Here is a 22915-nt window from a genome sequence, read left to right as displayed (position 1 = left end):
GTCCCTTCCGGGACGGGCCGCTTTCTCTATGGGCTGATCCTTATGGACTGATCACGCTGCTTCCGACGCCGTTTCCAGAAGGCCCAGCCTCACGCGCAGGCGATCGCGTACGGCGGGCCACTCGGGACTCAGGATCGAGTAGTAGGCGGTATCTCGGACCGTGTCGTCGGCGCCTCGGCTGTCCGCTCGTCGCACACCGTCCAAGTGCGCGCCGAGGGCCTCGATGGCGACCCGGGATCGGGTGTTGCGTACGTCTGCCTTGAGGGTGATCCGGTGAACCTGCCAGGTCTCGAAGGCCAGGGAGAGCATCAGATACTTGCTCTCCCGGTTGACACCGGTGCCCTGGGCCGACGCGGCGAGCCAGGTGTACCCGATGTCCGCGACGGACGGGACCTCGCCCACCGCGCCCTTCGTCCCCGGCGGCCAGGGCATCGGGCCCTGCCAGTACTCCAGGTTCATCAGACGGGTGGCACCGACCACGCGGTCGGTGTGCAGCCACCGGATGGCGAAGGGCAGCGTGCGGCCCTCCGCCTGCTCAGCCAAGGCGGCCTCCACGTAGGAGACCATCTCATCCCGGCCAGCGGGAACGCGAGTGAAGGCGTACGTCGAACGGTCTTCACTCGCCGCGGCGACGAGGTCGTCGAGCACCGCGAGGCTGAGCGGTTCCAGGCGCACGGAGCGCCCGGACAGGGTGACAAAAGCGGGCATGAGCACATGATGGGGGCTGCTGACCACAGGTGATACCAAATGACACGAGACATCTTGGCGGGGTGTTGGTTAAGGGGTGTGCCCGGAGGAGAAACCGCAGGTCAGAGCCCTGATTCGGGTCGTGCGCGGCGGGCGGCGCAGGTAAAGATTTGGCCAAAGATCCACGTCGCCCGGCGAACGGTTCAGCCGAGGGCGGCGGGGACGTCCGCGGGCGTGCCGAACCAGGTCTCCAGCGCGTCCGCGAACCCCTCGGCATCGAGGTCGTGAGGGCCCTGCGCCCACGCGACGACGCCGTCCGGGCGGACGAGCATCGCCCCGGGAGCGTGCGGGTCGCGTATCGCCGCCGTGACGGTGGCGATCCGGTCTCCGTAGCCGTCCACCGCCGCGCCGACGAGTCCGGATCCGCCCTGGCGGACGAGCAGGCCGCGGCCGTCGTGGAGGTGGTCGGCGAGCCGTGAGCCGTCCTCGAACTCGTAGTCGGGCGCGCTGCGTCCCACCAGGGGATGCCCGCTGCCGCCGGGCATTTCGTACCGCTGCCAGACGCCGGAGATCTTCTTCACGAAGTAGGTGGTGCCGCTGACCGTCTCGATCAGGTCGGAGACCACCGCCCGCGCCGCACGAGCGTGGGCGTCGGGGCGCATCAGGGCGATCTGGGCGCGGGTCCAGTCGAGCACCCAGGCGCCGATCGGGTGCCGCTCCCGGGTGTAGGTGTCGAGGAGCCCTTCCGGCGCCTGCCCTCGTACGACCGCCGCGAGCTTCCAGCCGAGGTTCACGGCGTCGCCCAGCCCCAGGTTCAGCCCCTGCCCGCCGAACGGTGAGTGGACGTGCGCGGCGTCGCCGGCCAGCAGCACCCGGCCGAGCCGGTAGGTCGTCGCCTGCCGAGCGTTGTCCGTGAACCGGGTGACCGATTTGATCTCCTTGACGACCACATCGGCCCCCGTGACGTACCTGACCGCGTCCTGCAGTTCCTCCGTCGTCACCGGTGTGGTCTTGTCGCTTCTGCCGGGCGCGCCCCCGTCGAAGCGCGCGACGAGGATGCGCCCCGGCACCGGCCCATGGGAGTAGATCCCGGTCGGGGTGGCCTGCCAGCCCACGCCGAGGTGTTCGGCGCCCTCCATCTCCGCGATGGCCTGGTAGGCGGTGATCTCCGGGTCCGTCCCGGGGAACTCGAAGCCGGCCAGCTTGCGCACCGTGCTCCTGCCTCCGTCGCAGCCCACCAGCCAGCGGCCGTGCACGGGGCCTCCGGTCGTGGTGACCGTGACCTGCTCGCCGTCGTCGGCGAAGCCGGTCACCTCCACACCGCGCCGCACCTCGACCCCCAGCTCGGCCGCGCGTTCGGCGAGGATCTGCTCGAGCTGCTGCTGGGGCACCAGGCCGATCTCGGCGGCCGGTCCCCGGCCGGACAGCTCAGGGTCGTCGGCGTCCAGCCGTTCGGCGCTCAGCATCATCCCGGCGAAGTGGCCGGCGAACCTGGGCGGAGTCCGGCGCGGCCCTTCCGCGGGGGCCTGCTTGCGCATGAAGGCCTTCATGAGTTCCATCGATCGCTCCTGCACCTCCTTCAGCGCGGGCAGCAGGCCCCGCCGGTAGAGCGCCTCCACGCTGGGCGTGTTGAGCGAGCCCGCTTTGATCGTCGGGTCGATCCCGGTCAGCCGTTCGAGCACCACGACCGACGCACCGCCCAGCCGCAGCTCGCAGGCCAGCATCAGGCCCACCGGTCCTCCGCCGGCCACAACGACGTCGTACGACATTCGCCCTCCCCGTAGTTACCGTTGCTATAAACTTACTGTCGATATAAGTTTTTAGCAACTAGAGTTAGGCGGGTGACGGAGACATTGGGGCTGCGGGAGCGGAAGAAGCGGCAGACCCGCTCGCTCATCTCAGACGTGGCCTCGGGCCTGTTCATGCAGCGCGGGTTCGACAACGTCACGGTCGCCGAGGTCGCCGAGGCGGCCGGAGTCTCGACCAAGACCGTCTTCAACTACTTCCCGCGCAAGGAGGACCTGTTCCTCGACCGCTACCCCGAGGCGGTCGAGCTGGCCACCCGGGCCGTACGGGAGCGCGCCGAGGGGGAGAGCCCTCTCGCCGCGCTGCGCCGGCTGTTCCTCGGCATGCTCAGGGAAGGTCACCCGCTCGGCGGGATCGGCCCCGGATATGAGGTGTTCTGGCGGGTGGTCCAGGACTCGCCCGCGCTCAGGGGCCGGGCGAGGGAACTGGTCGAGGAGTTCGAGGGCGTGCTCGCCGGCCTGTTCGCCGAGGCGGCCGGGACCGACCCCGCCGAGCCGGCCCCGAGGCTCGCGGCCGCCCTGGTGGTCGCCGCCTACCGCGCCGTATACCTCACCAGCATCGACAGGATCCGTGCCGGTGATCCCATGCAGGACGTGCTCGCCGACCGCATCACCTTGCTCGACCGCGCCCTGCACGCCGTCGAAAGCGCTGTCGCCGCTTTCTGAGTGCCTCCTTCGGCGCTGACTGCACCCTTTTTCGGGCTGACCTGCCGCTCCAACTAATCGCTTCCGGCGGTTGCTGAGAGTGATGAGGCCTGTGAGAATTGATACAGGCATTCGAATTCGTTGAGGGGGTGCGATGGATCTGTTCGACTCTGATTCTGAGCACCTTCATCGTTCGAATAGCTCTGACAGCGCTGGCGGTTGGTGGGACCGGTTGACCTCTGGTTCGCCGTTGTGGTCGTCGGAGGGCTCGGCCGCCCGTGAGCATTTCCCGATCAACGACCCCGAGGTGCCGCAGGACGCGAGCCAGGACAGCAGCCCGGGTGTGGATGCCGCCAGTGCGGGTGATCGCCGAGTGCGGTCGTCGTGGGTGTTGGTGGGTGGTCTGCGTGAGTCGGCGCAGGCGTTGGCGCTGGCGCCGCTTCCCGACGATGCGGATATCTGCCTGGCTGAGGCCGAGGAGTTGATGTTCGTCCGGGATCGGATCACGTGTGCTCTTGCTGACCGGGTGGGGCGGGTGCATGGGGCGGGGCGGGCCAAGGAGCATGGGCATGCCTCCACCCGCAGTTGGCTGCGCACCGCCGGAGGAATGACCGTGGCAGGGGCGGGCCGCCTGCTCACCCTGGGCGTGGAGCTGGCGCGCCTGCCCCGGGTGCGGGAGAGGTTCGCCGCCGGGGGGTTGGCGGCGGGGGTGGTGGAGGCGATCTGCGCGGCCACCGCCCAGTTGAACGATGAGAACGCCGCCCTGGCCGAGTCGATCTTGCTGGAGCTGGCGGGCAAGGCGGGCGCGGCGGAGGTGGCCAAAGCCGGCCGCTACCTGCGCGCGGTGCTCGACCCCGACGGGGAAGACCGCGATGAGCAGGCCGGCTACGCGCGGCGGTTCCTGCGGGTCCGCCCGACCCGCAGCGGCGGGCTGGAGGGGGAGTTCTGCCTGCCGCGTGAGGCCGCCGCCCGGTTGCGGGCCCTGCTGGACGCCTACGCCAAACCCCGCGCCGAGGGTGATGACCGCCCGCCGAGCGTGCGCAACGCGGATGCGTTCATCGCACTGCTGGAGAAGAAGATCGCCACCGAGCTGCTGGTCCTGGTCACCGCCGAATCCCTGCCCACCGACCCCGAGGACGCGGCCCACTCGCACCCCGCCCGTCCCGACGCCGCCCCCGACCACCCCGAAGCCGCCGACACCGGCCACCCCGATCACCCAGATCAGCCAGATCAGCCAGAAGCCGCCGAGCCCGGCGAGGCCGGAAGCGCCGACGCCCCTGGCGAGGCCGACGACACCGGCGACCGCGCCCCCAGCGCCTGTGCCTCCCGCGACGCCGGAGGTACCGACGATGTGGCCGGTACCGACGCCGTCGCTCCTGTCCAGGATGAGGGCCGCTGCCGACTCGCCGATTCCAGCACTGCGGCAGATGCCGGTGCAGCCGCGGGTGCCGCTGCCGAGAGCATTGACCGTGCCGGCACCGGCCCCCGCAATGAGCAGTCTCGCGATCCCGGAGCCGATGAGCATGGGGCCTGGGAGCGCAGGGCATGGGAGCGCGGGGCCTGTGGCCAGCATGCCGGCGAACGCGGCACCGCGAGCACCGCCTCTGCCGATGGCGATGACACCGCATCCGCAGGAGATGAAGAACGCGATCACGCTGCGGTCCACACCGGAGCAACTCACGCCCGGCGCGAGCCAGCACGTGCTGCGGGTGGCGGGAGCGCGCACCCGCACACGGCGCCCCCGACCACAGCGCCTCCGCCGACAGCCCAGCCGGATCCTCCTCCCGAGGACACCTGCGGACATCACGCCCACGCTGGGTATCGGCCTGCGGGGGACCGCCGGCATGGGCAGGGCACCCCCTTGGACCAGGCCGGCGTGCGCGGTGAGCAGTGCCAGGGACCAGGGCTGTGGCTGGGGACGGCACCGGGGTTGTTGCTGGCGACCGGGCAGATGCTGCCGGTCACCAGCGTGCACCGCCTTGCCCGCACCTCCACTTTGGTGCGGCTGGTGATGGACGCCGACGGGCAGGTGCTCGACATGGGCCGCAAGGTCCGCCTGGCCACCCCCGCCCAACGCAGGGCCGTGTTCACCCGCTACGCCACCTGCTGGATCGACGGCTGCCCCCTCCCGGCAACCATGTGCCAGATCGACCACGCCGACAACTGGAGCACCGGCGGCCTCACCGACCTGAACCTGCTCGGCCCCGCCTGCCAGTTCCACAACCGCGACCGCTACCGCCACCCCGACCGCTACACCCGCCGCAAAGCCGGCACCGACCGCTGGGCCTTCACCTACCACCACCGCATAAAAGGCCGAGGGCCGCAGATCTAGGCGAGCTGTGATGTGGCTGCTCTTTGATCTGGCTGCTCTGTGATGTGGCCGGGAGGATGACTCGGAGTAAGTTGCTGTGATCGAATCGGGGTGAGGAGGCTGGCGATGTCACGGTTCATCGGGAAGTTCGCGGTGGTCACCGGCGCGGCGCGGGGGATCGGTGCGGCGATCGCACGCCGGCTGGCCGCGGAGGGCGCGGCGGTGGCCTGCGTGGACCTCACCGCGGACCGGTGCGCCTCGATCGTTGACGAGATCACCGTCACCGGGGGGAGGGCGGTCGCGTTCGGCTGTGACGTCTCCGACAGCGCTCAGGTCGAGGCGCTCGTGCCGGGGGTGATGGCAGAGTTCGGGCGGATCGACGTGCTGGTGAACAACGCCGGGCTGACCCGCGACAACCTGCTGTTCCGCATGTCGGAGGAAGACTGGGACAAGGTCGTCGACGTGAACCTCAAGAGCGTCTTCCTCGTGAGCCGGGCCGTCCAGAAGCACATGGTGGAGCAGCGGTCGGGGGCGATCGTCAACCTGTCGAGCCGGTCGGCGCTGGGCAACAGGGGGCAGGCCAACTACGCGGCGGCCAAGGCGGGCATCCAGGGGCTCACCGCGACCATGGCGATCGAGCTAGGCCCGTTCGGCGTCCGGGTGAACGCGGTCGCGCCGGGATACGTCGCGACGCCGATGACCGAGGCGACGGCCGTGCGGCTGGGGGTGACGCCGGAGGAGCACCAGGCCACCCTGGCGCAGGCGGTGCCGTTGCGGCGGGTCGGCCAGCCGACCGAGGTCGCGTCAGTGGTGGCGTTCTTCGCCTCCGACGACGCGTCGTACGTCACCGGCCAGACGCTCTACGTCAACGGCGGCCCTCGCTAGGGACGCGGCCGCAGGCATGAGGATCGGGGTCTTCCTCGTCGCGGCGGGCTTCCCGGGCATGGCGCCGGGGGACGTGCTGCGCGACACGTTGGAGGCGATCGAGGCCGCCGAACGGGCCGGGTTCGACGACGCCTGGATCGCCGAGCACCACTTCATGTCGTACGGCGTCTGTCCGTCGGCGGTGACGCTGGCGGCCGTGGCGCTCGGCCGGACCTCGCGGATCACGGTGGGGACGGCGGTCAGCGTGCTGTCCGCTCAGCACCCGGTCGCGCTGGCGGAGCAGGCGGCGATCCTCCACCACGTGTCGGACGGCAGGTTCCGGCTCGGTGTGGGGCGTGGGGGCCCATGGCGGGAACTCGAGGTCTTCGGCACCGGGACGGCGAGATTCGAGCGGGGCTTCCCCGAATCGCTCGACCTGCTGTGCACGGCACTGAACGGCGGCCCGGTGGCGGGGGACGGGGAGTTCTTCCGCTTCCGGGAGGTCACGATGGTCCCGCAGGCCCGGATGTCGCCGGTGGTCGCCTGCACGTCGGACGGCACGGTCCGGCTCGCAGCGGAACGGGGGCTGCCCATGCTCCTCGGCATGCACATCGGCGACGACGAGAAGGCGGGAATGATCGCCGCCTACGAGGCGTACGCGGCAGGCCCGGCGGCGCACATCGGCGCCGCGCTCGGTTACGTGGCGGACAGCACCGAGCAGGCCGTACGGGAGATGCGGGAGTCGTTGCCGCGCTGGCTCGGGCCGGGACTGGCCGGGTATGTCCCCGTGGACGGCCGGCCGCCGCCGCGACGGGACATTCCGGAGTACGTGGACCTGCTGTGCCGGATCCATCCGGTGGGCTCGGCGGAGCACTGCGTGGAGAAGATCACCACCACGGCGGCACGGACCGGGCTGCGGCACCTCATCCTGATGGTCGAGGGTGCCGGCGACCGCGCACGGACGCTGGAGAACATCGCACGCCTCGGCGCGGAGGTGCTTCCGGCCGTGAGACAGCGAGGGCAGGGGGCGGCGTGAACCGGAGCGCCGCCCCCAGCCGGCATGGTCAGCAGTCGACCAGTTCGGGGCTCTGGTTCAGGATCTGTGCGCGGGGGGTGACGAACTCCCGATAGGCCTCGGTGGCCTCCGGACGGAACACCGCGACCCGGTGGCAGTTCTGGAAGGCCAGCCGTACGCCGAAGTGCCTTTCGAGGGCGCCGCGCATCGCGTCGCTGGCCAGGCAGCGTAGCAACTGACCGCGAGCGGTCTCGTCGGGCGGCGGCACCTGGTTGTCGGCGAAGTCGGCGCCGGACCGGTCCCGCCGCTCGACCAGCGCGGTGATCGTCGCCCACGCGTACGGCAGCGAGTCGCGGACGCAGGCCACGAAGGCCGCGTCGTCCACCTCACCGGCGCGGGCCTGGTCGAGCAGGTCGTTGGACACGGACAGCGACATGAGCTGTTCTCCTCTCGGCGTCTGCTCAGAGAGCGGGGACGCAGTTGACGGTAAATCGAACGCCGCGGGCCTCCATCTGGCGCGGAGGCGACACGTTCATGAGGCGGCGACGGCCGGGCCGTACACGAAGCCGGGGTCGATCTGCGCGCTCAGGTCCTCTCCCGTCGCCCGGTCGGCCCACGCGCGGGCGTTCCTGATGTGGAACTCGGCCGCCTGCCTGCCGAACTTCGGCCAGTCCTTGGGCTGCGCGTCGAGCCGGTCGAGCATGGCGGCGAGGGCCAGGTGGCCGGCGGGCTCCAGGTCGTCGAGCGTGAACGGCCGGCCCTGCTCCATGCCGCGGATGGCGGGGGAGTGGCCGAACCAGGTCAGCAGGTCGTCGCCGACGTGCTCGCGGAGGAAGTCGACGTCCTCCGGCGCGTGGACCTTGTTGCCCACGACGGCGATCTCGACGTCGAACCCGGCGGCGTGGTCGCGGTACTGCCGGTAGACGCTCACGCCCTGACGGGTCGGCTCGGCGACCAGGAAGGTGAGGTCGAAGCGGGTGAACAACCCGGAGGCGAAGGAGTCCGCCCCCGCGGTCATGTCCACCACGACGTACTCGCCGGGGCCGTCGACCAGGTGGTTGAGGTAGAGCTCCACCGCGCCCAGCTTGGAGTGGTAGCAGGCGACGCCGAGGTCGTCCTCCTCGAAGGGGCCGGTGACCATGAGCGAGACGCCCTCGACGGAGCACGACGGGAAGAACGGGTCGTCCAGCCGTACCAGCCGCGAGCCGCGCCCGGGCGGGGTCGTCTTGACCATGGACGCCGCGTCGCGGATCCGCGGATTGTCGCCGCGCAGGTAGTCCTTGATCTCGGTCAGCATCCCGCCCAGTGGTGGCGGCTGCTCGGCCGCGTCCCCAGCCCGGTCCCCAGCCGGGTCCACAGCCAGGCCCAGGGCCAGGCCGAGGTGCTGGTTGATGTCGGCGTCGATCGCGACGACCGGCCCCCTCCGCGTCGCGTACCTGGCGAACAGCGAGGACAGCGTGGTCTTGCCGCTTCCGCCCTTGCCGACGAACGCCACTCGCATCATGGCCCCCGATCAGGAATGAAAACCGTTGTCACTTTCACTTGTGCGTCATCATGGCACACACGAGGAGAGCGCGGGTGGATTTCAGGCCGCGGAAGGTGTCGGGACCGTCGAAGGTGTCGGGACCGTCGAAGGTGTCGGGACCGTCGAAGGTGTCGGGACCGCGGAAGGTGCCGGGAGGAGTGACGGCGGCTCGAACAGCGCGAGGACTCTCACGAGCGTCGGCCGCAGGGCGTCCCAGCCGTCGGCGGGGGTCGTCCAGGTGAGCACGCTCGTCGTCGTGCCCGTGGAGATCACCCGGCGGTACTGGTGATACTCCACTCCCTTGGCCAGGTGGTCCCGTGCCGACGCCTTGCGGGGTGTCCAGGTGAACTCCCAGTCGGCGGAAGGGCCGTGCTCGCCGTTCACGGTCCTGAGCCGCAGTTTGCGATAGGTCGTGGCGTCTGGGCGGAGAATCTCCTCCGCCTCGCCGAGCGCGGCCAGCGGATCGGTGCCGCGCTGCGCGGTCACCTCGACCGTGAACGCCGCCTCGCCGTCCCGCGAGCGCCACGAGGTCGAGTAGGGCCCGTCCTCGCGGGTCCATCCGCGGGGCACCCCGGCCCGCCAACCGGCGCCGGAGGTGTGCCACTTCAGCTTCAGCCGCCGCGCGGGTCGCCCGGACGCCGACACCGAGGCCGACACCGAGGCCGACGCCGAGGCCGACACCGAGGTCGACACCGACACCGACGGGGAGATCTCTGCGGCCCGGCTGTCCCCGCCGGGCCGCAGCATCGCCCACCCTCCGGCAGCACAGGTGAGGAGCACGGCCACCGCGATCCCCGTGACGAGACGGGCACGGCCGGGGCCGCGGCGTACGGGCCGAGGCGGGGCGGGCGGCTCGATCGCGGCGAGCAGGCGGTCGGCGGTCTCCGCGTCGATCCGCCGCCTGGGCTCCCGGGCCAGCAGCCCGGTCAGCACCGCGCGCAGTTCGCCGGGCACCTCCTCCAGCGGTCCCTGGCCCGTGGGCGGGCTGCCGGTGACGGCCAGGTGGAGGGTCGCGCCCAGCGACCACAGGTCGGCGGCGACCGTGCGCGGCCCGCCGGCGGCCCGTTCCGGAGCGAGGTACGTCTCGGCGCCGCGGCCGAGGGGAGGGCTGCCGCTCCCGGGTGTACGGGCGAACGCCGGATCGGTGGCCAGCATCGACACGCCGAAGTCGGCGAGCAGCACCCGCCCGTCGTGCGCGAGGAGCACGTTGGCGGGCCGGACGTCGCCGTGCCGTACGCCGGCGGCGTGGGCGTGCGTGAGCGCGGACAGCACGGTGCGGGCGATCCGCGCGGCCTCGGCCGGGGGCAGCGGTCCGTCGCCGGAGACCACTCCGTCGAGCGAGCGCGAGGGGACCAGCTCCGTCACGACATAGGGGGTGTCGCCCTCGTCGGCGACGTCGTGGACGGCGGCGATGTGGGGGTGGCGCAGCCGCTCGGCCTGGCGGGCCTCACGGGAGATCCGCTGGACGAGCCGCAGCCGTGCGGTCTCGCTCAGGTTCGGGGGCAGCAGGACCTCGCGGATCGCGACGGGCCGGTCGAGCAGCGTGTCGCGGCCCTCCCACACCAGCCCGGTGCGGCCGTGGCCGAGGGCGCGGACCAGCCGGTATCGCCTGACGATGAGCTGCCCAGCAGTACCCATCCCGCCTGCCTCTACGCCACGGCACGTTCCACCTGAATGTGGAGTCTTGCACAAGTACTGGGATCAGAGTGGAGGAAGTGAACCGGTGGCGATGTGGGCGAGCGTGACCTCGGTGAGCGTGGCCTGCTCGTGGTCGCGCAGCGCCGTCCAGACGTCGCCAAGGGGCTCAGCGACCCCGTGGAACCCCTCGCTGTCCGGGGGCGCTCCCTCCATGATGAGGACGACGTCGGCGAGCGTGATCTGCTCGGCGGGCCGCGCGAGCCAGTATCCGCCCTCAGGCCCGCGCTGGCTGTGGATCAGGCCGGCCCGCCGCATCTGCAGCAGGATGTTGTCGAGGAACCGCCGGGGAATGCGTTGGGTGGCCGCGATCCGCTCGGCCGGGACCGGCCCCGGCGCGGCCGCGGCCAGTTCGGCGGCGGCGCGCAGGGCGTACTGGGTCCGTACGGAGAGCCGCATCTTCTTACACTGCGTCCGTTACAGCTGCGTCCATCACGGCTGCATCCTTCACAGCGCGAGAGCCAGGGATCGGGCGCCCGGCGCGGGCCGGACGTGCACGGTGTCGCCCGGCCCGAGACCGAGCCGGTCGGCCTGCTCCCGCGTCACCTGGACCCACGCCTCCTGCCCGCCGATCTCCACCTCTACGCGCACCTCGAAGCCGAGCCGTACGACGCGGGAGATCACGGCGGGAGAGCCGCCCTCGACGGGGTCCGGGCTGATCTCGACGTCGTGGGGGCGGACCAGGGTGCCGCCGATCTCGGTGACCGGGCCGAGGAAGCGCATCACGAACGGGTTGGCCGGGTTGTCGTATACCTCGCCGGGGCTTCCGGCCTGCACGACCTCGCCCCCGGCCAGCACCACGATCGTGTCGGCGACCTCGATGGCCTCCTCCTGGTCGTGGGTGACGAACACGGTGGTGACGTGGACCTCGTCGTGCAGCCGGCGCAGCCACGTCCGCAGCTCCTTGCGCACCTGCGCGTCCAGGGCGCCGAACGGCTCGTCCAGCAGCAGCACCTGGGGCTCCACCGCGAGGGCCCGGGCCAGGGCCATGCGCTGGCGCTGGCCGCCCGACAGCTGGGACGGGTAGCGGTCGGCCAGTTTCTCCAGGTGGACCAGCTCCAGCAGTTCCATGACGCGTTTGCGGATCTCGTCCTTGGGCCGCTTGCGGATCTCCAGTCCGAAGGCCACGTTGCGGAAGACCGTGAGGTGCTTGAAGGCGGCGTAGTGCTGGAACACGAAGCCGACGTTGCGCCGCTGCGGGGACAGCCGGGTGGCGTCGACACCGGAGATCCGTACCGTCCCGGTGTCGGGCCGCTCCAGTCCGGCGATCACCCGCAGCAGCGTCGACTTCCCCCCGCCGCTCGGGCCGAGCAGGGCGGTGAGCGACCCCGCGGCGACGTCCAGCGACACGTCGCGCAGGACGGGGGTCGTCCCGAACGACTTGTTCACGTCGCGTACCTCAATTGCCATCGATGCGATCCTTCGGGCGCAGGAGCTTGGTGAGCAGCAGGGTGACCACGGCGATCAGGGCGAGGGCCGTGGCGGCGGCGAACGCGGCCGGCTGGTCGAAGTTCTGGAACCGCTCCTCCACGAACAGCGTCAGCGTCTGGGTCTGGTCCACGAGGCGGCCGGAGACCACCGCGACCGCGCCGTACTCGCCGAGCGAACGGGCCAGGCAGAGCACGACGCCGTAGCCGAGGGCCCAGCGGATGCCGGGGAGCGTGATGCGGACGAACGTCTGGAGACGGCTCGCCCCCAGTGTGTGCGCGGCCTGCTCCTGCTCGTCTCCGAGCTCCTCAAGGACCGGCACGACGGCCCGCACGACGAGCGGCAGCGACACGAACACCGTGGCCAGCACCATGCCGGGGGTGGAGAAGATCACCTGGATCCCCCAGCTCTCCAGCAGGCCGCCGAGGGGGGAGAACCGGCCGTACACGAGGATGAGCGCGAGCCCGACGACGACCGGCGAGACGGCCATCGGCAGGTCGATGAAGGCCCCCAGCAGCCGTTTGCCGGGGAACTCGTGGCGGACGAGCAGGAGCGCGGCGCCGACCCCGAAGACCGTGTTGGCCAGGACCGCCCAGCCGGCGACCGTCAGCGTGACCGTGAAGGCGTGCAGGGCCGACGGGGAGGTCAGGGCCTCGGCGAACGGCCCGAGCCCGTCTCCGAAGGTCCGCCAGACGATCAGCGCCACGGGCAGCACCAGCAGGAACAGGACGTAGACGACGGCGACCCCGCGCAGGACGTGCTTAGCCACGGCGGCTCCCCCAGCGCTGCAGGACGTCGAGCGTGATCAGCGCGACCAGCGCCACCACGAGCAGGACCGTCGAGATCGCGGCCGCGCCGGTGGTGTTGTCGCCCTCGATCTGGCTGAAGATGTTCACCGCCGCGACCTGCGTCTTGAACGGCAGGTTGCCCGAGATGAGCACGGTCGAGCCGAACTCGGCGATCGCCCGGGTGAAGGCGAGCGCGGTGCCGGACAGCATCGCGGGAATCAGGTTCGGCAGGATGACCCGGCGGAACGTCTGGAACGGGCCCGCGCCGAGGGAGGCCGCCGCCTGCTCCATCTCCGTGTCGAGCTCCAGCAGGACCGGCTGCACCGTACGCACGACGAACGGCAGCGTCACGAACAGCAGCGCCAGCACGACCCCGGCCCTGCTGTAGGCCAGGTTGATCCCGAGGGGGGACTGCGGGCCGTACAACGCGAGCAGGACGAGACCGGCGACGATGGTCGGCAGCGCGAACGGCAGGTCGATGATCGTGTCGAGCACCGCCCGGCCGGGGAAGCGGTCGCGGACCAGCACCCAGGCGATGACCGTGCCCATGACCAGGTTGACCAGGGCGACGAGCGCCGAGGCGCCGATGGTCAGGGTGAGCGCCGCCCAGGCGTCGGGGGTGGTGACCGAGCGCCAGAAGTACCCGGGCCCCTCGTCGGCCGAGCGCCAGACGACGGCGGCCAGCGGGATCAGCACGATCAGGCTCAGGTACAGCACCGCGGTGCCGAGGCCGGCGGCGGTGCCGCCGGCCAGGCGTCGGACAGGTCTTACGGTGATGGCGGTCACTTCCGCGTCACTTCCGGCGTCACTTTTCCGTCGCCACGCCGAGCTTGCGTTCGATCTCCGCGACCTTGCCGGTCTTGGGGTCGAAGAAGTCGGTCGTGATCTTGTCCCAGCCGCCGAGGTCCTGGATCGTGAACAGCTGCGGCGGGGCGGGCCAGTCGAAGCCGGTCACGCCGTCGGCGACCGGGCGGTAGCCGTTCTTGGCGAAGATCGTCTGAGCCTCGACCGAGTAGAGGTACTTGAGGAAGGCCGCGGCCTCCTTGGGGTGGGTGCTGTTCTTCGTCACGGCCACCGGGTTCTCGATGAGGAGCGTCGAGTCCGGGACCGTGTAGTCGATCTCCTGGTTGTTCTGCTGAGCGAAGATCGCCTCGTTCTCGTACGTGAGGATCGCGTCGCCCTTGCCGCCGGTGAAGGTCTGCAGCGACTTGCGGCCGCTGTCGTCCTGGACCGGCACGTTCTTGAGCAGCGCGTCCAGGAAGGCGAGCCCGGCGGCCTGGTCGGCGCCCTTGTTCGACTTGGCGCCGTAGCCCGCGAGCAGGTTCCAGCGGGCGCCGCCGGAGGTGAAGGGGTTCGGCGTGATGACCTCGACTCCGGGCTTGACGAGGTCGTCCCAGGTCTTGATGCCCTTCGGGTTGCCCTTGCGGGTGCCGATGACGACGACGGACTTGGTGAGGATCCCCTTGGTGGGACCGGAGTTCCAGTCCGGCGCGACGATGCCGGCCTTCACGAGCCGGGTGATGTCGGTCTCCAGGGAGAACTCGACGATGTCCGCCTTGAGCCCGTTCGCCACGGCGCGGCTCTGGTCGCCGGACGCGCCGAACGACTGGGTGAAGGTGATGTTCTTGCCCTCGGGCGTCTTCTGGAACGCCTTGATGATGTCCTCGAACGCCGCCTGGGGGGTGGAGTAGGCGACCAGCGCCAACTGGACCTTGCCGCCGCCGTCGCCCCCGCCGGCGTTGTCGTCTCCCCCGCAGGCGGTGACCAGGGTGGTCGTCGCCATGACGGCGGCTGCGATGGCCCCGAGCCTGCGCACTCTCATGCCTGTCCTCTATTCCGGAAGATTCCTACCAAGTCAGTCGGTTTAGTCGATATTAAAGACCGTTCCAGGAATCCCGTCAAGCCCGATGGGTTAGCAGGGTTTGTTGCGAGAGTGACAACCCTGCTTCCAGTGATTGTTGTGAAATTTCCAGACAGGACGTGTCGACCAGTGCTAGGAACGTTCGCTATTGGGACACGACCCAAAAGCCCACCGAGGAAGGACCTTCATGCGCGACCCGGTCACCGAGGACGCCTACGAGCAGGACGGCTCGCTCCTCCGCCCGTACATCACCGGCGAAGGCCAGTACGGCGGGGAAGGAGACCGGTTCTGGTCCGAGGAGCAGGACGAACACGCTCTCGGCGGCAGGCCGGGCGAGCAGGGCGACGTGTTGTCGGAGGACTGGCGGCCGGACCAGCCCGCCCAGACCCCCGCCGACCACGCCGAGCAGGACGACTACGCCGCCGGACGCACCGCCCGGCTCCGCTCAGAGGAGCCGTTGAGCGGCGAGGGCCCGGTGGGCGACGAGGAATTCGCGAGCGACGGGGAATACGTGAGCGACGGCGACACCGATCCGCGCGGCTTCCTCGGCTCGGGCTGGCGTAACGCCCCCGACCCGGACGAGGACGACGAGGAGCGTTCGCGGCGCGGCGGGATGCTGCTGCGGACCGGGCTGATCGCCGTCGGCGTCCTGGGCGCCATCTGGGCGCTGGCGCTGTGGGTCGGGCAGCCTTCCGGAGCGGAGTGCGAGGACGGGGCGAGCTGCGCCGCCGGGGCGGGGACGGCCGCGACGGCGCCGGCCTCGCCGGCCCTTGACGACGCCACGGCAGGCGAGCCCACCGACGCGCCCACGGGTGTCCCCGTCGACGCCGTGCCCAGTGACGCCCCGACCGACGCTTCCACGGCCGACCCCACCCGGACCCGGCCCGGCACGTCGGAGACCTCGGCGCCCACGGCGTCGTCCGCGCCCACGCACGCGTCCCGGTCCCGCGCGCAGAACCCCGGCTCCGGGGACGACGACACCCCGCGCCCGTCACGGTCCCGCGTGTCGGTCGACACGCATGAGCGGTCGTCCGCCGACGACCGGTCGGACGGGCGGACCTCGGGGACGGACACCGGGAGGTCCGAGGAGCAGGCGGCCACGGCCCCCACCTCCGAGCCGGTCACCGAGCAGCCGACCAGCGCGCCCGCCCCCACCCAGGGATCCTCGGGCCGCGGCGGCGGCCTGTTCGGCTGGCTCTTCGGCTAGGAGGCCGTGCAGCTGTCCTGAGTGGCGTCGAAGCCCTCCACGTCGTCGAGCGTCCTGGGGGGCTTCATCCCCTGCCAGTCGGCCCCGATGCCCAGCACGAGGGTCTGCGTGGTCGCCGTGCGCACCAGGCGGGACCGCGACTTCTTGAGCTCGCGGAACAGCCGGGACGCCCGGCTCTCGCCGTTCTCGGAGTACGCGACGACGGTCTTGGCGTACGGCTTGGGCGCCTGCTCGACCTTGACGATGTGATAGCCGCGCTGCTCCAGCTCGGCGGCCACCTGGGTGCCGAGTCCCTGCTGCCCGCTGCCGTTGCGCACCAGGATGTGGATCTGCGACTTGGGGATCTTCTGCTCGCCACTCTTGACGTTCTTGGCGATCTGGTCGGCGGCGACCATCTTGAACAACCGCTGGGCCTGCGGCTGCACCCACTCGACCCGGCCCGGGTTGGTGATGGAGTAGCGCCACGGGGTGGTGACGAAGCGGATCTGCCCCGCGGTCAGGCCCTGCGCGCTCGTCGCGAGCTCCTTCATCACGCCGATCGTGAGGTCGGGGTCGGTGGTGATCGACTTGGTCACCGCGTCGAGGAAGCCGAACAGCGTCGTGGGATTGGTCAGCGTCTCGCCGCTCATGGCCTTCTTGGCCATCGAGGCGAGGAACATCTGCTGGCGCTGGATCCGGCCGATGTCGGAGCCGTCGCCGAGCGAGTAGCGGGCACGGACGTATCCGAGCGCCTGCTCGCCCTTGAGGATCTGCTTGCCGGCGGGCAGGTCGAGCAGCGCCTTCTTGTCGTGGACGGCCTGCGGCAGGCAGACCTGCACGCCGCCGAGCGCGTTCACCATCGCCTTGAAGCCGGTGAAGTCGACCTTCACGAAGTGGTCGATGTGGATGTCGGTGAGGCCCTCGATCGTCTTCCAGGTGCAGCCGATGCCGCCGGAGTTGAAGGACTCGTTGATCATCCCGACGTGCGGCCGCTGGCCCGGCAGGTTGCCCTTGGCCGGGCAGGCGGGGAGGCGGACGAGTGAGTCGCGCGGGAAGCTGATGAGCACCGCGCCGTCCCGGTTCGGGGAGATGTGCGCCACGATGATCGTGTCGGTGCGCTCGCCGGGGAACTTGCCGTACTTGGCGTTGGCGCCGTTGCGCTGGTCCGAGCCGACGATCAGCACGTTGAGCGCCTTGCTGATCTTCTGTGGGCGTGCCTCGCCCCCGAGATCCTTCTGGGTCACCGTCTCGTGCTTGACGTTGCCGCTCAGCTTGACGTAACCGCCGACGGCGAACGTGGCGGCACCCGTGAGCACGCCCAGCGCTCCCGACAAGGTGACCCACAGCCATGGCCGCCATTTGGGCGGCGTCCGGGGCGGCGGCGCCGGGAGGTCCTCCGCCGGGGGCGCGGGACGGACGTCGACGTGACCCACTGTCGTGCTCCTGAGGGTCGGACCAGGCGTTTCTCACCAGGTCGAAAGCCAGTAGCGGCAAACGGGGCCAAGTGTAGCGATCTCCCCTGAACGTCACCTTTCAAACGGAGTAACCACCGTGCCGGAGGCGCGCGTAAGCACTGTGCAAGCGTTGATCAAGCCCGTCCGCCTATCCCTATGACGTACGAGGATTCGGAAGGGTTGAGAGCAATGTCGCGGAACGTCTTCGTCATCGGCGCCAGCGCCGGCATCGTCCTGCTGTTCGCAGGCATCTACGGGATGGGCTCGATCTCCACCATGTCATGGGGGTTGCCCGCCTTCATCGTCGGGATGTTCCTGCTGATCGGCGACGTCGTCATCCTGGCCTCCAGGCTGGTCGGCGGCGGCGGCCCGTCGGGCGGCGTCTTCGGCCAGATGAAGAGCTTCCTGGGCACCGGCAACCAGGATCTCGTCGGCACCGGCCTGCCGGCCACCGCCCTGGTCGCGAGCATGCGGGACACGGGCACGATGGTGAACGACCAGCTCGTCGTCGCCTTCGACCTGCGGGTGCAGCCCGCCTCCGGCGCGCCGTACGCGGTCGCGCACCGGCAGATCCTTCCCCGGCTGCTGATGGGCGCCGTCCTGCCGGGCCGGACGGTCCAGGTGTGGACCGACCCCGCGGACCCGCAGCGCCTGGTGATCGACTGGTCTGCGCTCCCCGCCCAGGCGTGAAATCCAGGCGTGAAGTCCTGGCGTGAAATCTAGGCGGGAGGCGCGGTGCTGCCGCGGGTGGTCAGGCGCGGGGCCTCGTCCTCCAGCGGGCTGGCCTCCACGCCGTCGATCAGCGCGAGCAGCCGTTGCGCCGCGTGCGCGCCGTACGCCGGGATGTCGCGGGTGAGCACGGTCAGCGGCGGGCGGACGACCTGGCAGAGCGGGGAGTCGTCCCAGGCGACGACGGACAGGTCGGCCGGCACGTCGAGCCGCATCTCCTGCGCGACCGACAGGCCGGCCACGGCCATGATGTCGTTGTCGAAGACGATCGCCGTGGGCCGTTCGGGCGAGCTGAGCAGCCGCCGCGTGGCCCGCGCGCCCTCCTCGCCCGTGTAGTCGGTGTGCACGATCGGGCAGGCGTCCAGCCCGAGGCCCGCGCAGACGTCGCCGAACGCCCGATCGCGGATCGCCGTGTGCGACAGCCGGGGCAGTCCGGCGACGCGGGCGATCCGCCGGTGCCCGAGCGCGACGAGATACTCCACCGTCTCGCGTACGGCCGCGCTGTCGTCGGCCCAGACCGGCACGAGTGATCCGGCGGCCGAGGGATGCCCGAGGACGACGACGGGCATGCCCATCTCCTCCACCTGCGGCACGCGGGGGTCGTCGAGGTGGAGGTCGACGAGGATCGCGCCGTCCACCCGGCCCTCCCCCCACCAGCGGCGGTAGACGCCCATCTCGGCCTCGTGGTCGCCGACCACCTGGAGCAGCAGCGCGTAGGAGCGGGCGGAAAGCTCCGCCTCGATGCCGCTGATCAGCTCCATGAAGAACGGCTCGACGCCGAGGAAGCGGGCGGGCCGGCACAGGGCGAGGCCCACGGCGTGCGCGCGGGCGCCGTTGAGCGCCCTTGCGGCGATGTTGGGGCGCCAGCCGATCTCGTTCGCGATGGCCAGGATGCGGGCCCTGGTGGCTTCGGACACTCCCGGCTGGCCGTTCAGGGCGTACGAGACCGCGCCCTTGGAGACCCCCGCCTGCCGTGCGATGTCCGCGATGGTCGGTCTTCTCACGTGTCCCCTCGGCTGAACCGGTCCAGTGACCCTCACCTTACTACCGTTACTTTGCCTACATCTTCCCCTATTGACACCAGCGACATCCGGATTTTACGGTCTCGGTACTTATCCGGTTCAGCACCTACGGCGCGGCGAGGCGAGCGGTGCGGACCGCTGTTCATCGGGGCCTGGCAGGGAGTGCGGACCCCGCGCGGTGTCGCGTGGGGGAAGGAGAGTCGCCATGCGAAACCGAACGCGGTTTCTTATACCGGTGCTGGCAGCCGGCCTGTTAAGCGCGGCCTGCTCGGGAGGCGGGGGTTCGTCCACGCCCACCGGGCCGGCGGGAGACGGCGCGGCGGGAGGCGGCGCGGCCGCTCCCGCGGACGGCAGCGGCGGGGCCTTCCCGCGTAACCAGACCCTCTACACCAGCGGTACCCAGTGGGGACCGCCCGCGAACTGGAACCCGCTGCGCGAGTGGGACTTCGCCACCGGCACCAAGGGCCTGGTCTACGAGACGCTGTTCATGTACGACCCGAACACCGACAAGTTCTCGCCGTGGCTGGCCGAGAGCGGCGACTGGACCGGTGAACTGGAGTACACGCTCAAGCTGCGCAAGGGCATCACCTGGTCGGACGGCAAGCCGTTCACCGCCGACGACGTGATCTTCACGTTCGAGCTCGGCAAGATGGAGACCGTCCCTTACCACCCGCTCTGGGACTGGATGAAGAGCGCCGAGAAGGTCGACGACTACACGGTCAAGTTCACCTTCACCACGGCCAACCACCAGGAGTGGGCCAACCACCTCTACAGCCGGGCCATCGTCCCCAAGCACCTGTGGGAGGGGCGGTCCGAGGACGAGGTGATGAACGGGGTCAACGAGAAGCCCGTGGGCACCGGCCCGTACGCCTACCAGTCGCACGACCAGGACCGCATGGTCTGGGTCAAGCGCGACGGCTGGTGGGCCACCAAGGCCCTCGGCAAGGACGTCAAGCCCAAGTACATCGTCGACATCGTCAACTCCAGCAACGAGGTCGCGATGGGCCTGCTGCTGCAGAAGGGCCTCGACCTCAGCAACAACTTCCTGCCGGGCATCGCCAACCTGGTCAAGGGCAACTTCGGCATCGAGACCTACTACGACCAGCCGCCGTACATGCTGCCGGCGAACACCACCTGGATGTGGTTCAACACGGCGAAGAAGCCGATGGACGACAAGGAGTTCCGCAAGGCGGTCGCCTACGCCATCGACACCAAGAAGATCGTCGAGGGCGTCTACGGCAACCTGGTCAAGGCGTCCGACCCGACCGGCCTGCTGCCGCAGTGGGACAAGTACGTCGACAAGAACGTCACCTCCACGCTCGGCTTCTCCTACAACCCGGACAAGGCCAAGCAGCTGCTCGCCGACGCCGGCTACAAGGACCGCAACGGCGACGGGCTGGTGGAGTCGCCGAGCGGCGCCAAGATCTCGCTGAAGCTGATCGTGCCCGCCGGGTGGACCGACTGGATGGAGGCGGCCCGGGTCATCAGCTCCAGCGCCAAGGCCGCCGGCATCGACATCGAGGCGGACTTCCCCGACTACAACGCGCTCGTCGACGTGCGCAACCAGGGCAAGTTCGACCTCGTCCTCAACAACGACAAGCAGCTCGCGAACACCCCGTGGCTGTACTACGACTACCTGTTCCGCCTGCCGGTGCAGAAGCTGCAGAGCACGACGAACTACGGCCGGTACGAGAACAAGCGGGCGTGGGAGCTCACGCAGCAGCTCGACCAGGTCAAGCCCGAGGACGTCGAGGGCATGAAGAAGGTCACCTCGGAGCTGCAGAAGATCCAGCTCGAGGACATGCCGGTCATCCCGCTCTGGTACAACGGCCTGTGGTCCCAGACCACCAACTCGGTCTGGAAGAACTGGCCCAGCAGTGCGCCGAACACGCCGAAGTATCCGCCGACGGTGTGGCGCAACTGGCTGGAGATGGGCGGCACGCTCATGCTCACCGAACTCCAGCCGGCCTCCGGAGGCTGATCTTCTCGCGCCCCCCTTCCATCCTGCGTACGGGAGGGGGGCGCCGTTCCGCGACCGGGAGGTCGATCTTGCGCCGCTATTTCGGCAGAAAGCTTCTCATCTACGGCCTGACGTTCTTCGTGGCCGTGACCATCAACTGGATGATCCCGCGGTTCATGCCGGGTGACCCCGTGCAGAGCATGCTCTCGCGGGCCAACGTCGCACAGCCGGCGGCCGTCGAGGCCATGCGGGCGCACTACACCGCGATGTTCGGCTTCGACCTGCCGCTGTGGCGGCAGTACCTGAACTTCTGGGGCTCGCTGCTGAAGGGCGACCTCGGCATCAGCATCTGGCTGTTTCCGACGCCGGTGTCCGACGTGATCGTCCGGGCGGTCCCGTACACGCTGGGCCTGCTGATCCCGTCCATCCTGCTGAGCTGGTTCGCGGGCAACCGGTTCGGCGCCTTCGCCGCGCGGCGCAAGTGGCTCGACAACAGCGTGCTCCCCATCGGCTACGTGCTGACCGCCACGCCGTACATGTGGCTGGCGATCCTGCTGGCCTGGGCGCTCGGCATCGTCGCGGGCGTCTTCCCGGTCGCCGGGGCCTACGGCTTCGACCTGCAGCCGTCCCTGTCGTGGGAGTTCCTCGGCAGCCTCGCCCAGCACTGGTTCCTCCCGTTCGCCTCGCTGTTCCTGGTCGCGTTCGGCGGCTGGGCCATCGGCATGCGCAACATGATCATCTACGAGCTGGAGGCGGACTACGTCAACTACCTGCGGGCGCTCGGCGCGCCCATGCGGCTGGTCCGGCGCTACGCCTTCAGGAACGCGATCCTGCCCCAGGTGACCGGCCTGGCCCTGCAACTCGGCGTGCTCGTGGCCGGCGCGCTGGTCACCGAAATCGTCTTCAGCTATCCCGGGCTGGGGCACCTGATCCTCCAGGCCATCCAGAACCAGGACTTCTTCCTGCTGCAGGGCACCTTCCTGTTCATCGTCATCGGCGTGCTGATCGCCAACTTCGTCATCGACATCGCGTACGTCCTGGTGGACCCGCGCACCAGGACCGGGATGGGAGGAGCGGCATGACGGCCGTGCCCACCGCGCGGCGTGAGGCGCTGCACTTCGCGCTGCGCAACCGCAAGCTGGTCGTCGGCACGGTCATCGTCGCCGTGTTCCTCGTGGCCGGCCTGGCCGGGCCGCTGCTGTTCGACCACGGGCCGAACGACTACGTCGGGCCGCCCATGGCGGCGCCGTCCGGTGAGTTCTGGTTCGGCACCACGACGTTCGGCCAGGACGTCTTCGCCCAGTTCGTGTACGGCCTGCGCTCGACGTTCCTCGTGGGCGTGCTCGGCGGCGTGCTGGCGGCGGTCGTCGGCATGGTCGTGGGGTTCGTCGCGGGCTACCGCGGCGGGTGGGTCGACGAGCTGCTCACCATGCTCACCAACATCGTGCTCGTGCTGCCCGCGCTGGTGGTGCTGCTGATCATCAACGCCTACCTGGGCGTGCGCAGCATCGGCGTGCAGGCGCTGTTCATCGGGCTGACCTCGTGGCCGTGGGCCGCGCGGGCGATCAGGGCGCAGACGTTCTCGCTGCGCTCGCGCGACTTCGTCGACCTCGCCCGGCTGAGCGGCGTGCGCACCCCGAAGATCATCCTGCGGGAGATCGCGCCGAACATGAGCTCGTACCTATTCCTGACGTTCATCCTGCTGTTCGGCAGCGCGATCCTGATCGCCGCCTCGCTCGACTTCATCGGCCTCGGACCCACCGAGGGGGTCTCCCTCGGCCTGATGCTCAACAACGCCGCGCGGTGGAGCGCGCTCCAGCTCGGCCTGTGGTGGTGGTTCATCCCTCCGGGCGCCGGCATCACGGCGATCGTCGGCGCGCTCTACGTCATGAACGTCGGGCTGGACGAGGTGTTCAACCCGAAGCTGAGGGAGATGTGAC

At 70.2% G+C, this 22915-nt stretch carries 21 protein-coding genes; 9 read left to right on the top strand and 12 right to left on the bottom strand.

The window, feature by feature from the left end; translation table 11 throughout:
* Positions 1 to 51: 51 nt before the first annotated feature.
* Together ABZ860_RS21100 and ABZ860_RS21095 are read right to left on the bottom strand one after the other, a co-directional pair.
* A complete protein-coding gene (locus tag ABZ860_RS21100; protein WP_357222536.1) occupies positions 52 to 708 on the bottom strand; it encodes a GNAT family protein in 657 nt (218 codons plus the stop codon).
* 182 nt (positions 709 to 890) lie between these two features.
* Complete coding sequence (locus ABZ860_RS21095; protein WP_357222534.1) at positions 891 to 2456, bottom strand: FAD-dependent oxidoreductase; 1566 nt, start codon at positions 2454 to 2456, stop codon at positions 891 to 893.
* A gap of 72 nt (positions 2457 to 2528) precedes the next feature.
* Between ABZ860_RS21095 and ABZ860_RS21090 the strand changes: the two genes are divergently transcribed.
* The 4 genes from ABZ860_RS21090 to ABZ860_RS21075 all read left to right on the top strand — a co-directional run bounded on the left by ABZ860_RS21090 (position 2529) and on the right by ABZ860_RS21075 (position 7348).
* Positions 2529 to 3158, top strand: coding sequence for a TetR family transcriptional regulator (locus tag ABZ860_RS21090; RefSeq protein WP_357222532.1), 630 nt, complete (start codon positions 2529 to 2531; stop codon positions 3156 to 3158).
* A gap of 133 nt (positions 3159 to 3291) precedes the next feature.
* Complete coding sequence (locus tag ABZ860_RS21085; RefSeq protein WP_357222530.1) at positions 3292 to 5469, top strand: DUF222 domain-containing protein; 2178 nt, start codon at positions 3292 to 3294, stop codon at positions 5467 to 5469.
* Between the two features lie 105 nt (positions 5470 to 5574).
* Positions 5575 to 6333, top strand: coding sequence for a glucose 1-dehydrogenase (locus tag ABZ860_RS21080; protein ID WP_357222528.1), 759 nt, complete (start codon positions 5575 to 5577; stop codon positions 6331 to 6333).
* 16 nt (positions 6334 to 6349) lie between these two features.
* Entirely contained in the window at positions 6350 to 7348 is a 999-nt protein-coding gene (locus tag ABZ860_RS21075; protein WP_357222526.1) for an LLM class flavin-dependent oxidoreductase, read from the top strand.
* Between the two features lie 28 nt (positions 7349 to 7376).
* On the opposite strand, the gene ABZ860_RS21070 is transcribed toward ABZ860_RS21075, so the two are convergent.
* From ABZ860_RS21070 to ABZ860_RS21035, 8 genes are all read right to left on the bottom strand, one after another.
* Positions 7377 to 7763, bottom strand: a complete 387-nt coding sequence (locus tag ABZ860_RS21070) for an SCO5389 family protein (protein WP_357222524.1) — start codon at positions 7761 to 7763, stop codon at positions 7377 to 7379.
* Positions 7764 to 7859: 96 nt separating this feature from the next.
* Positions 7860 to 8828 carry an ATP-binding protein gene (locus tag ABZ860_RS21065; protein ID WP_357222987.1) on the bottom strand — a complete coding sequence of 323 codons (969 nt, stop codon included), beginning with the start codon at positions 8826 to 8828 and terminating at the stop codon, positions 7860 to 7862.
* An 84-nt stretch (positions 8829 to 8912) separates the two neighbouring features.
* Positions 8913 to 10490: a protein kinase gene (locus ABZ860_RS21060; protein WP_357222523.1), complete on the bottom strand. Its 1578-nt coding sequence runs from the start codon at positions 10488 to 10490 to the stop codon at positions 8913 to 8915.
* Between the two features lie 63 nt (positions 10491 to 10553).
* Positions 10554 to 10946 (bottom strand): Rrf2 family transcriptional regulator, encoded by a 393-nt coding sequence (locus tag ABZ860_RS21055; protein WP_357222521.1) that lies wholly within the window; start codon positions 10944 to 10946, stop codon positions 10554 to 10556.
* 48 nt (positions 10947 to 10994) lie between these two features.
* Positions 10995 to 11957, bottom strand: a complete 963-nt coding sequence (locus tag ABZ860_RS21050) for a sulfate ABC transporter ATP-binding protein (RefSeq protein WP_357222519.1) — start codon at positions 11955 to 11957, stop codon at positions 10995 to 10997.
* On the bottom strand, positions 11947 to 12744 hold the full coding sequence (locus ABZ860_RS21045) for a sulfate ABC transporter permease subunit (RefSeq protein WP_357222517.1): 798 nt from the start codon (positions 12742 to 12744) through the stop codon (positions 11947 to 11949). Before ABZ860_RS21045 ends, ABZ860_RS21050 begins: the two co-directional genes overlap by 11 nt.
* The gene (gene cysT / locus ABZ860_RS21040; protein WP_357222515.1) at positions 12737 to 13549 is read right to left on the bottom strand and encodes a sulfate ABC transporter permease subunit CysT; all 813 of its coding nucleotides are present in this window, start codon (positions 13547 to 13549) and stop codon (positions 12737 to 12739) included. The genes ABZ860_RS21045 and cysT overlap by 8 nt, the downstream gene beginning before the upstream one ends.
* A 19-nt stretch (positions 13550 to 13568) precedes the next feature.
* A complete protein-coding gene (locus ABZ860_RS21035; protein WP_357222514.1) occupies positions 13569 to 14585 on the bottom strand; it encodes a sulfate ABC transporter substrate-binding protein in 1017 nt (338 codons plus the stop codon).
* 226 nt (positions 14586 to 14811) lie between these two features.
* Between ABZ860_RS21035 and ABZ860_RS21030 the strand changes: the two genes are divergently transcribed.
* A complete protein-coding gene (locus ABZ860_RS21030) occupies positions 14812 to 15831 on the top strand; it encodes a hypothetical protein (RefSeq protein WP_357222512.1) in 1020 nt (339 codons plus the stop codon).
* Here the strand turns inward: ABZ860_RS21030 and ABZ860_RS21025 are convergent.
* Entirely contained in the window at positions 15828 to 17243 is a 1416-nt protein-coding gene (locus ABZ860_RS21025) for an LCP family protein (RefSeq protein ID WP_357222510.1), read from the bottom strand. The two genes, ABZ860_RS21030 and ABZ860_RS21025, sit on opposite strands and share 4 nt — an antisense overlap.
* 210 nt (positions 17244 to 17453) lie before the next feature.
* Here ABZ860_RS21025 and ABZ860_RS21020 point away from each other — a divergent pair, with 210 nt between their 5' ends.
* Positions 17454 to 17954 (top strand): hypothetical protein, encoded by a 501-nt coding sequence (locus ABZ860_RS21020; protein WP_357222508.1) that lies wholly within the window; start codon positions 17454 to 17456, stop codon positions 17952 to 17954.
* A 29-nt stretch (positions 17955 to 17983) separates the two neighbouring features.
* Here ABZ860_RS21020 and ABZ860_RS21015 read toward each other — a convergent pair whose 3' ends face one another.
* Positions 17984 to 18997 carry a LacI family DNA-binding transcriptional regulator gene (locus ABZ860_RS21015; protein WP_357222506.1) on the bottom strand — a complete coding sequence of 338 codons (1014 nt, stop codon included), beginning with the start codon at positions 18995 to 18997 and terminating at the stop codon, positions 17984 to 17986.
* 253 nt (positions 18998 to 19250) lie between these two features.
* On the opposite strand from ABZ860_RS21015, the gene ABZ860_RS21010 reads away from it, so the two are divergent.
* The 3 genes from ABZ860_RS21010 to ABZ860_RS21000 all read left to right on the top strand — a co-directional run bounded on the left by ABZ860_RS21010 (position 19251) and on the right by ABZ860_RS21000 (position 22914).
* Entirely contained in the window at positions 19251 to 20996 is a 1746-nt protein-coding gene (locus ABZ860_RS21010) for an ABC transporter substrate-binding protein (RefSeq protein WP_357222504.1), read from the top strand.
* A 68-nt stretch (positions 20997 to 21064) separates the two neighbouring features.
* Entirely contained in the window at positions 21065 to 22057 is a 993-nt protein-coding gene (locus ABZ860_RS21005) for an ABC transporter permease (protein ID WP_357222502.1), read from the top strand.
* Positions 22054 to 22914, top strand: a complete 861-nt coding sequence (locus ABZ860_RS21000; protein WP_357222500.1) for an ABC transporter permease — start codon at positions 22054 to 22056, stop codon at positions 22912 to 22914. The genes ABZ860_RS21005 and ABZ860_RS21000 overlap by 4 nt, the downstream gene beginning before the upstream one ends.
* The last annotated feature ends 1 nt before the right edge of the window (position 22915 follow it).

This window comes from Microbispora sp. NPDC046973 (assembly GCF_040644495.1).
Lineage (GTDB): Bacteria > Actinomycetota > Actinomycetes > Streptosporangiales > Streptosporangiaceae > Microbispora.
Note: the sequence above shows the minus strand (reverse complement) of the source record. Positions and strands in the feature narration are given on the sequence as shown.